The organism is Pseudarthrobacter sp. CC4, from assembly GCF_048957775.1.
Lineage (GTDB): Bacteria > Actinomycetota > Actinomycetes > Actinomycetales > Micrococcaceae > Arthrobacter.
In genome coordinates this window covers 30911-41679 of record NZ_JARCCZ010000019.1, presented here as the reverse complement: position 1 = coordinate 41679, position 10769 = coordinate 30911, and the positions used below count along the sequence as shown (strand labels likewise).

Below are 10769 nucleotides of genomic sequence, written 5' to 3'. Positions count from 1 at the left end.
CCGAAACGATTGATTGAGCGCCGAGACGGATGCTCGCGGAGTACCCATAGCGCGATATTTGAAAGTGATCCGACATCGGGGGATTCCTATCTGGTCAAGATTCCTTGTGCCGCGCATAGCGGCGCCTTCTTAACACCCGCCGAGATTTCGATTGGGCAGTAGGTGCGCCTGCGCTCGGGGGAGAACTGCCGACCTAACTATCGTTAGTTATGATGGAGGTATCAACCAGCCCTGTGAGGATGAAGTGAACAATTCGCCCCGCGAGCAGGCCAACGCTGCTGTCAGAGATTTCCTGTCCAGCCGCGATTGGTCATCTCAGACACCCGCCCGGCAACGGATCCTTGGGGCGTTCCTCCGCCTAGCTACTGCCAATGGCTTTAATTCAGTGACCATGAGGACGTTGGGTCGGGAACTCGATATGAAGGCACCCAGCCTGTACTCAAGCTTCCCGCACGGCAAGGACGAAATTGTTGCCGAGTCGCTCCGTTGGTTTACCCATCGGTTCGCCCGCGACCTCCTGATAGCAGTCGAAGCCACCACGACCCCGGAGGAGTACTGGGCGGCCCTTGTCCGTTTCCACCTCGCCCAGCAGTTGCAACGGCCCGAGGCGGATCTCTGGGACCTCCTGGTTGCAACTGACCGGGTGGCCCGCTTCCTCAGCGACGAGGTGTGCGAGGAAGTGGCGTCTTGGATGACGCTGCACGAGGACATGTATGCGGCTGCCGCCGGTGAGATGGGCTTCCCGCTCTCCAGGCAGACCACCCGGGTGATTTTTACACTCCTTGACGGTGCAGGACGCTGGGCTGCATGGAGCGGCAGCGACGCGGAACTTGAAATTCTCCTGCAGCACGCCGTGGCCCTGAGCCGCTCCATTCTTGAAGTTGGCACCAGAACCCAAGCCCTGACTTAACCGTTAGGCCCACACAATTGCGCTCTGTGCAGGAGCGCCGCTTTGGAGTGCCCCGGAATCAGCGAGGGGCTGCTGGAGCCGCTAAATATTGTGAAAATCCCTTGCCTAACTAACGCTCGTTAGCCTACAGTCATCGCAAGGTCCGAAGATGTACCTGCAGGAGTCTCGACCTCACGATTACCTGAAGTAATTCGACAAGGGGATCCACTATGAGTAATTTCACCAGTGCCGAACGCCACGAGTCGGCCCTCCGCAATACTACTGAACCTTCAAGCCAGCTTCGCGGCCATCTTGGCGTTGGAAGCATCCTGTTCTCCGTCGTAGCATGGGCCGCTCCGCTGCTGGTGGTTGTGGGACTGATGCCGTCCATGGTTGCCTTCGGGGGCAACGGGATTATCGCCGCACTGGGGGTCGCCACAGTCATCCTGCTCTTGTTCTCCGTGGGATATACGGCTGTCACCAGATATGTGGAACGCCCAGGCGCTTTCTACGCCTACATCACTGCCGGCTTGGGCAGAGAGACCGGGCTGGGTGGCGCCTTCCTCGCCATGTCGGGCTACCTGGTCCTCCTTCTCTCCACGTGGGCCGCGTTTGGCGTGTACGGACGCGCGCTGGTAGTCGATACATTCCATGGGCCCGATCTGCCGTGGTACCTCTATGGGTTGCTCGGCGCCCTCCTGGCGGGAGTAGCTGCGTACCGCAAAATCGAGCTCTCGGCCAAGACACTTGGCGTGGCCCTGATCCTGGAAGTCGTCCTCGTCCTGGTGTTCAATCTGCGGGTATTTTTCGACGGAGGCCCTGCTGGTCCACCGCTGGGTGCCTTGACATGGGACGGTGCCAGCACTGGAAACTTTGGTCTTGTGCTGTTGTTCGCGATGCTGTGCTTTGGGGGTTTCGAGTCCTCGGCGATCTACCGTGAGGAAGCCAAAGACCCCAACAAGACAATTCCCAGGGCGACCTACATTGCCGTCATCCTTATCGGGCTGTTCTACCTCGTGGCGGCTTGGGTAATGCTGACTGCCTTGGGGCCGCAAGGGGTGGCTGATGCCCGGGCGGGCGGAGCAGTTGCCTCCATGTTCGGCGACCTCGCCGCTTCTTACGTGGGCAGTGTGGTGCCTGGCATCATCAACGTCCTAGTGGTTTCCTCGACGTTTGCCTGCCTCCTGGCCCAACACAACGCTGTAGCCCGGTACGCCTACTCTCTTGGCAAAGACGGCGTCCTACCACGGACGCTGGGCGTGGCACACGCCCGGCATCATTCCCCATTTGTAGCCTCGCTTATTGTCACCGCGCTCGAAGTCGCGGCAGTTGTAGCCATCGCCGCCGGCACTGCCTTCGACCCCGCCGGCACGGAGGCCTTCACGGTCTACATCCGCCTGAACGGCCTAGGTGCGATCGTCGTCGTCGCGCTCCTGGTCCTGGTCTCCGTAGCAGTCCTCGTTTACTTCCATCAGCACAAGGTGCCAGGTCGCGGGGTATGGAAGACGACGATTGCCCCGGCCTTGGCCTTGGGCAGCCTCGCCATCGTGCTGGTGCTCAGCTTCCTCAACGTTGATTCGCTAATCGGGGCGGGACCCATCGCTTCCTTGGCCTTCACCATCCTTATTCCCTTGGTGTGGGTGGGCGGCATTGTGTACTGCCGCTGGTTGCAGAAGGCCAAGCCTGCTGTCTACCAAAAAATCGGCCGCCAGTAGGCGGTCACCGGCTTACGGACACGACTACCAAGAAGGACACCACCATGACACAACGTCTCACCGGCAAGATCGCTGTCATCAGCGGAGGAGCCAGCGGCATGGGCGTCAGCCACACCCGCAGGATGATCCAGGAGGGGGCGAAGGTCATCTCTTTCGACCTGCATGAGGGCGCGGGACCCCTACTCGTGCATGAATTTGGCGAAGATAAACTGATCTTCCTCCGAGGAGACGTTAGGAATGCCCAGGACTGGGCCAGGGTGGTATCGGCAGGGCGACAGCATTTTGGCACGCCGAATGTACTGGTCAACAATGCAGGTATCTCTCCACTGCAAACACTGGAAAAGGTATCCGAGGAAGACTACCGCCGCGTGATCGATATCAACCAGGTTGGCACCTTCCTGGGAATGCAGGCCTTGATTCCATCGCTCCAGGAAGGCGGCGGATCCATTATCAACATCGCATCCACCGCAGCGCTCGTCGGGTTTGCCGATTTATTCCCCTACGTCGCATCAAAGTGGGCGGTGCGCGGAATGACAAAAGCGGCAGCACTGGAACTGGCGAGAGCTGGCATCAGGGTTAATGCCGTATGTCCGGGAGACACGGACACCCCGATGATTCGCGCCATAGCTGACACCCCCTCAGGAGCGCTTCCGCCAGCTACTGACCTGCCATTCAAAAGGTGGGCGCAACCTGAAGAAATCAGCGCCGCCGTCGCCTTCCTCGCCTCGGACGACTCGTCATACATGAGCGGAAGCGAACTTGTCATCGACGGCGCCTTCACCGCGCAGTAGCACCCAGCAAACAGAAAGAGAAGAACATTGGACCGAGTCAAGGGCAAGATCGCGATCGTGAGCGGAGCAGCCAGCGGCATGGGCGTGGAACATGTCCGCGCCCTGGCACGGGAGGGAGCAAAGGTGGTGGGTTTTGACCTTGTTGAGGGGGAGGGGCGTGTGCTCGTGAACGAGCTGGGCTCCGACAATTTCCAATTCCTGCCCAACCACAGCGTTACCTCTGCGTCCGATTGGGCAGAGGTTGTCCGGCACTGCGAAATCAATTTCGGAGCGCCGACAGTCATGGTGAATAACGCAGGAATTTTCCGATCGACGCGAGTCGAAAGCGTTACGGAGCAAACATACCGGTCCGTTATCGATGTGAACCAAATCGGCTCGTTCCTTGGCATGCAAAGTGTTATTGCAGCAATGCGATACGCCGGAGGCGGGTCAATAGTGAATATCTGTTCCACCTCCGGCCTGGTGGCCTTCGAAGACAATTTTGCCTACGTGGCGTCCAAGTGGGCAGTCCGAGGGATGACAAAAGCCGCAGCCCTTGAGCTGGCCGCAGACGGCATTCGCGTAAATGCTGTCTGTCCCGGAGAGACGGAGACACCCATGCTGCTCAACAGCACGGAATCCGGCACCTCCTTGCCGCCGGAGAGCTTTCCATTCGGCCGGTGGGCCAGGCCTGACGAGATTGCCTCAGCCGTGCTGTTCCTCGCCTCAGACGAGTCGTCGTACATGAGCGGCAGCGAAGTTGTCGTGGACGGGGCGTATACGGCGGGCTAAGCGTGCTTGGGGGGGTAGCTGCAAGGGCAATGATCGTTCAGCACTTTCGTGCATTTATTGGTCAGTTATCGCGGTAAACAGAGCCAAGGCCGTTGGTCGCAACAAGGACGCCTTCCTGGCGGAGGCTCGAGGCATTACGCGCCAGCTCTCTAACTGGGAAAGCCCGGACATCGTGGAAACGGAAGCTCTCACGCCCGCGTCCGCTAGCCGGGTAGAGAGCCGATAATGGATATTCCGTCACCTCCTGGCTGCGATACAAGTGCTTCACGGCAGGTCGTAGGGCAGTGCCTTGTAGGCGGTGTTTTTGTTCATGTTCCAGCCGGCGACGAGGCCGGAGCCGATCATTTGGTCGCTGAGGCGGGCGAGGCGGTAGGCGGGGTCGGTGTCGAGGGCTAGTTGGAGGAATTGGTGTGCTTTGCTGCCTTTGCCTTCCCACCAGTTGATGTAGCCGATGGCTGTGAGGACCGGTGCTGCGTGTTGTGGGCTGGTGCGGGTGTAGGCGTGCAGGAGCAGTTGTTGTGCCCACTCGATCCGTGACCACTTCGGGGCCTGGTCGGTTTGGGCGAACAGGATCTGCTGTATCGGTTCGTCCACGCCGGGAATGTCTGCGATGAGCCGGTCGCGGATCGCAGGGAACTGCAGGTTAGCAACGAGCGCGTGGCAGTCGTCGTCGCTTGGGAAGACCTTGGAGTTGAGCATGTCTGCCCAGAGTTTCCGGCCGTGCTGGAGCGCGGTATCTATTGGTTGGGTCCTGATCCATTCCATGTGGTGTTGGACGGCGGCCGCTTTGGTCTTTTCCTGGCTGGTGGTTGGGAGGGTGACTTGGTCGGTGGGGTCGATGAAGCTGCCGCGGTAGATGAATTCGGCGTTGATGGCACTGGTCTGGGTGGAGCTGACGGGCAGGGTGAGGCTGGTGCCGGGTACGCCGTCGTAGGGGGAGAAGGTGTCGTCGCCGACGAAGAGTCCGTCCCGGATGGTGATGCCCTGTTCGGCGAGGACCCCGGTGAGCGCGGCGATGGTGCCGGAATGGGGTCTGGCTTGGCCGGGGCGGGTGGTTTCGCAGGTGTAGACGGCGAAGAGGATGGATGTGGCAGTGGTGTCGCTGGTGAGGTAGTGGGCGACGGTGCGTGCGTAGGGGAGTTCCTGCCCGGGTTGGCGGGGCAGGTCGATGCGCAGGGTCGCGCCGATGCTGTTTTCGTTCAGGGTGATGCAGACCAGGCTTTCCTGGGGCCAGAAGCCCAAGGTGTGTCCGATGAAGCTGAGGACATCTGATGGTGTTGTGATCGTAAGCTTCTCCATGATCCGTGATTTCCCTTCACCCTAGTAGTGGTGATTTTTCTGCGGTTGTTGGTTGTGGGCGTCGTTCTGGTAGGGGACCACCCGCTGGGCTGAGGGGCCGGCGTGCAACTTGGGGGACCGGCGCCGGGGGACGAAAACTTCATCCAAGGGACTGCACCCACGATGTGTGTGCAGAAGTTTTCGTTATCGGGGTCGGCGCGGTAGCGCCCTGGTTGCGCGGAGGACCCGCCCAGCGATCATGGGCATATCAGAATGACAAGCAGTAGTTAGCCTTTTACTTGTTCATCGGGTTACCGGGATCAGGCAGCATGACTTCTGCGGTGGGATGAGCTACTAAGCTATAAGGAGTCGGTGCCGCGCTTCACGGCGTAGGAGGGGAATCGGTGCCGGGCTCAGCCCCTGTCAACGGTGGGGCTTTGGGATGGTTTGATTAGTCGGTGCTCGGTGAAGTTCCGTAATGAGCGGCCTTGAAAATCATGACCACGCGCTTGTTTGTCAACCTCGCTTGATGAGGACCTTAGTCTCAGACGCCTCGTCGTCTTTGTCCTGTTCGCGGTTTGTGTCTCCACGGCTTCCTTGTTCTGGGCGCTTGGGCAACCCGGCGTCCATGCCCGGCGCGCCTTTACTTCACCGCCGCGAGCGGAGGCTGAGCTCGAAACGGTATCTAGTCGCCATGACCACAGCCGTGAACGTCTCCATGAGCCCGGATGCCGATTGGGTTATCCGGGCTGCTGGCGGAGGCAGCCCATTGCAAAGGGGCAGGTGAGCCACCGCATTGTGGGCCCGGTGCTTGACGGTGCCGGGTTCGCCGCCATTGCCGACGAGGACGTGAGTACCCTGGACGGGGATACCCGCTGGGACCGTGCTGTGGGGCCGATGTAGTTCACTCCTTCGACGTGGCAGCCCGTAGGACGGGACGGGAACTGGGATGGAACGGCGGATCCATTCAATATCGATGATGCCGCCCTCAGCGCGGCAACCTATCTGTGCGCGCAGGGCCACGACCTCACAACCGCTGACGGGTGGACCGACGCGATTTACGCCTACAACCACTCCGATCCCTATATCCGGCAAGTGCGTGAGCAGTCCACGGCATACGCAGCGACGGCCGGCACCACGGGATGAGCCCACGGTTAGATAAGTCATACTCTCCTGCCCGCGAGGAAGTGTCGGATCTGTTCGCGGCCGTTGAGGGGCCGAGCGCAGCTTCGATTCCATAAAGTCGCGAGTCTCTAGCCAATACGGGAATGGTTCAACTGCCGCTTGACTGGCGACATGGGAGCTTAAGAATGACAGGTGGTTTCGGTCGAGGAATCACCCCGGTGACGCCAAAAAGAAGAGAGTGGACATTGTCCACACTCTTGACCTCCTACCTGGTCGTACAGCTGCCGAACGGACCTGGATTCCGCATGTTTTCGCGGGTTCCCAATACTTTCAAGGCCTGGAATGCATTTCGAGTCATACCTCGGGCAGAGCATATCCCCTCGCCAGAGGGGCTTCTTGCTTTAACCTGTGTACATCATTGTGGTGGTGTCCTTCCGACGCTAGGTTTGCGGGTTGTGGCCCGGCCGCCGTGGAGCCTATACATGTGTGTGGGGTGGCCGGTTCAAGTCCCTGGCTGGGTGGCCTTCCGCCTGCTCTGTACTGGGTTATGCGGGTCCTCGTTCAAGTTCTGTCGGGTTGGTCGGGGGTGGCCAACACCTATTCATGTGTCTGGGACCGCGGTCACAACATGACTTCGCCAGTTGTGGTGCAAAGCTTCTCGGAAAAGCTTCTTCCTTTACGGCATGGTAGTTGTGGTGCGCTGTTGGGCGGCATAAGAGCTCCACTCCCAGGCCCTCCGCGCCCTGAGGTCACTTTCTGTTTCCCAGAGCGGAAGCGCTCCCTCTCGCATGGGCCGTCACTGCCGAGAGGCTCGACGGGATCCCGAATCCCTTGGCGGGAATGCTCGAACCAGTGGTTTCCACTCCGTCGCCGCGTGAACGCGGCGACGATGTCATGCATCTGGCCAGATATGCTGCCCGCCAAATCCGTCTGCGGGAAATCAACTTCACTTCTGCCGCAGAAAAGGCACTAATGGCCCATGACTGGCCGGAAAACATCGACGAACTCTTTACTGTCATCCAAGCCGCCCCGGCCAAGACAGAAACCATCGACGTCAGCCATCTGCCCGCATACCTATTGGGCAAACGGAGCCTGAACCTTAGTCGGATCGAATTTGTCGAACGTCAGGAAATCGTCCGGTGTCTCTCGCCGCCAGGGGCCCCAGGAAGCGGTGCGGCAACCGAACTCGGCATCAACAGGGCGACCATCTACCGGCGCATGGCCAGGCTGGGCATCACGATCCCGAGATAACAAGGTTGGCACCCGTCCTTAGCGTGTACCCGGTGGTACTCTCGAGCCTCGCCCGTCAGGCCTTGCGTCTTCCGGGGCAGCCGGGAGCAGGCCGGCCATTCATACTCCTCGCAGCTACTTCTGCTCCCGTTCACGGAGGTTGAACAGTGACTTGGTCTGGCAGACGTTGTGCCGCCTCAGGCGCTTTTCTGTGAGTTCTTTCCGAAGAACTGTTGCGATGTCATCCGGTGGTTAACGTCGCCGCTGAGCTTCTGCGGTGACCCATACGTAATGGCCTTGGGCCGCCTCAAATATCCGGAGGGGATGGGTAGGCGTCGGGCGCTATCCAAACGGCGGAGGAGTGGGCATTGCGTCTTCCACGAAACCAGTTCTGATCACTTGGCCGTGGTGGCGGAATTCAACCAGTGCGTCAGTCAGTAAGTTCCCATTCGAGATGTTTCCGTGGCGTGACGCGGTGCAGTGTCATCTGGCTTCCGTTGTCTTTGAAAGTAAAAGGTGGCAGCGGCCCAAAGCCGCTGCCACCTGGGACTTGAAAGGGTACCGCTTAGGAGTGACGGCTACCTTGATCCAAGCGTGAATCGGAGGTCCGACCCGCGAGTCGCGCTACGGAACCGGTGCTGGGCACCTTGATTTTCAGGGAATCCCAGACCTAACGCTTAAATGTTGCTCGCGTGCGCGTGGGACGCTTTCTGAGTTGATAAGACCGGCGCGTACTCGCGCGGTGAGGTGAGGGTACCAATGGTGCTGATGAGGCCGACGACACCGATGTAGGCGATCAGAAGCCAAGGGGAGCCGCCAGCGGCGGCGATCAGGAAACCGGCCAGCAGCGGGAGTGGTGCACCAAATGCCATGCCTGAAAACTGGAATCCGGTGGACATGCCCGAAAGTCGTACGTTGGGAGGAAATAGGCCTGCGAAAAACGAGGCTTGTGCGCCGAAGGCAAGGCCGTGTACCAGGGGGAATAGGACTGCTATGCCGAGAGTGAGTGCCAGGATATTGCCGGTGTCGGTCAAGGGGAATATCGCCGCAAAGACTACGATTCCTGCTGCGCAGGCGGTTAGGTAGACTCGCTTGGCTCCGATCCGGTCTGCCAGCAGGCCGCCGGCGAGGATGGCGAAGAAATCCACCACAGCAGCAAGGGCAACGACCGCCAGGACGGTCGTGCGCTCGAAGGATCCGTGCTTGGTGGCGTAGTCGAGGATGAAGGTTGTCGAGGTGAAGAAGGTGACGTTAATGATGGCCTGTCCCAGAAACACGGTCAGGACTGCGCGGGGATGGCGACGTAGCGCCTCGAGCATCGGGAAGCGTACGATTTCGCCGTTCTTGGCCGCTTCTTTGAAGTCCTCGCTCTCGGGCAGGCGGCGGCGGATGTATTGGCCAACGACGACGAACACGAGGGTGAGGAGGAAGGGGACTCGCCAGCCCCAAGCGAGGAGCTGATCTTCGGGAAGCATGTAGAAGAGGAGAGATACACCCGAGGAAAGAAACAGTCCCATCGGCACACCCATTTGTGGGAAGGCGCCGAACAGCCCGCGTTTGCCCGGAGGGGCGTTTTCAACGGCGGTTACGGTGGCGGCACCCCACTCACCTCCGCAGGCCAGGCCTTGGAGGAATCTGAGGATGACAAGGCTGATGGGTGCCCAGACTCCGATCGCGCCGGCGTCGGGGAGCAGCCCGATTGCCGTGGTGGCTGTACCCATGAGGATGAGTGTCACCAGCATGATGTTCTTGCGGCCCAGCCTGTCTCCGAGGTGCGAGAAGATGATTCCGCCCAAAGGACGGGCAAACCATGCGGTAGCGAATGTAGCGAATGACAGCAGTGTGCCGGTGGCCGGGTCAACGCCAGGGAAAAATATCCGGTTGAAGACCAGGGCGGCTGCGATGCCGAAGACGTAGAAGTCGTACCATTCGATGCCGGCACCGACCATGGTGCCGAGAGCAGTTGCGCGATTCTTCTCGCGCTGGGTAAGGGTGGAGCTCACTGTTGTTCTCCTTTGAACCGTGGATCCTGGAGGAAGGGGAGCGGCCACTCCCCGTTGAAGTGGCCGCTCTTGAATTGGAAGATCTGACTCATTTAGGGCCAGTTCGCTTACGAGAAGAGCTGTTTGATCTCGCCTAGTCCCTCGATCGTGCTGACGAGCTCCTCGCCTGTGCGCAGGTAGCGTTTGGGGTTTCTACCGAAGCCCACGCCGTCAGGCGTTCCCGTGAAGATCAGGTCTCCCGGGGCAAGCTCAACGACGGATGACAGGTGCTCCACCAGAGTGGGGATGTCGAAGATCAGGTTTGCGGTGGATCCGTCTTGGAGCACTTCCTCGCCTACGGTGCAGCGCATTTTCAACTGTCCGGGGTCCGTCACCTCGTCGGAGGTCGTCATCCAAGGCCCTACTGGGGCGAAGCCGGCGTAAGACTTTCCGAGTGAGAATTGGGGTGATGAGCTTGCAGCGAATTGCAGGGCGCGGTCTGATAGGTCCTGTCCAACCGCGTAGCCGGCGATGTGATCCAGGGCTTCGTCTTTGGAGATGTTGCGGCCTCCGCGCCCAATGATGGCAACGAGTTCGATCTCCCAATCGACGCTGTCGGAGGGGAGTTGAATTGCCTTCCGTGCCCCTGACAGCGACGTTGAGAATTTAGTAAAAACGGCTGGAACTTCGGGAGCTGCGATCGAGACTTCTTCAGCATGCGCCTGGTAGTTCATACCGATGGCGAAGATTTGGCGGGGGTCGGTGATCGGACTTTCCAATGAATCCCATGAAACCGGGAAAGTGTCGGAGTCAAAATCGTGGTCTTTCACGCAGGACTTCAGCTCGTCAAGGTGGGCGAGTAGCTCACGTGTGTTCGACGGAAACTTGCCGTTTGACCATTTTTCGATGTCGACGCCTTGCAGGTCCCCGCCATTTTCAAATATCAGTGTGGCACGGTCGTTGATAGATGCGATGCGCATTCAGAATC

8 protein-coding genes are annotated in these 10769 nt (G+C 59.7%); 5 read left to right on the top strand and 3 right to left on the bottom strand.

Annotated features, from left to right (window positions below; genetic code table 11):
• The first annotated feature begins 244 nt into the window (after nt 1–244).
• The 4 genes from PV768_RS14020 to PV768_RS14005 all read left to right on the top strand — a co-directional run bounded on the left by PV768_RS14020 (nt 245) and on the right by PV768_RS14005 (nt 4166).
• Nucleotides 245–910: a TetR/AcrR family transcriptional regulator gene (locus PV768_RS14020; RefSeq protein WP_104997749.1), complete on the top strand. Its 666-nt coding sequence runs from the start codon at nt 245–247 to the stop codon at nt 908–910.
• Nucleotides 911–1119: 209 nt separating this feature from the next.
• Complete coding sequence (locus PV768_RS14015) at nt 1120–2604, top strand: APC family permease (RefSeq protein ID WP_421093313.1); 1485 nt, start codon at nt 1120–1122, stop codon at nt 2602–2604.
• A gap of 44 nt (nt 2605–2648) precedes the next feature.
• A complete protein-coding gene (locus PV768_RS14010) occupies nt 2649–3395 on the top strand; it encodes an SDR family oxidoreductase (protein ID WP_421093312.1) in 747 nt (248 codons plus the stop codon).
• A 27-nt stretch (nt 3396–3422) separates the two neighbouring features.
• A complete protein-coding gene (locus PV768_RS14005) occupies nt 3423–4166 on the top strand; it encodes an SDR family oxidoreductase (protein WP_421093311.1) in 744 nt (247 codons plus the stop codon).
• 264 nt (nt 4167–4430) lie between these two features.
• Here PV768_RS14005 and PV768_RS14000 read toward each other — a convergent pair whose 3' ends face one another.
• A complete protein-coding gene (locus PV768_RS14000) occupies nt 4431–5465 on the bottom strand; it encodes a DUF4192 domain-containing protein (RefSeq protein WP_421093310.1) in 1035 nt (344 codons plus the stop codon).
• A gap of 1944 nt (nt 5466–7409) precedes the next feature.
• Between PV768_RS14000 and PV768_RS13995 the strand changes: the two genes are divergently transcribed.
• Nucleotides 7410–7820 (top strand): hypothetical protein, encoded by a 411-nt coding sequence (locus tag PV768_RS13995; protein ID WP_421093309.1) that lies wholly within the window; start codon nt 7410–7412, stop codon nt 7818–7820.
• A gap of 656 nt (nt 7821–8476) precedes the next feature.
• Here the strand turns inward: PV768_RS13995 and PV768_RS13990 are convergent.
• Nucleotides 8477–9802, bottom strand: coding sequence for an MFS transporter (locus PV768_RS13990; protein WP_421093308.1), 1326 nt, complete (start codon nt 9800–9802; stop codon nt 8477–8479).
• Between the two features lie 107 nt (nt 9803–9909).
• Nucleotides 9910–10761 carry a fumarylacetoacetate hydrolase family protein gene (locus PV768_RS13985; protein WP_157238262.1) on the bottom strand — a complete coding sequence of 284 codons (852 nt, stop codon included), beginning with the start codon at nt 10759–10761 and terminating at the stop codon, nt 9910–9912.
• Nucleotides 10762–10769: the final 8 nt, after the last annotated feature.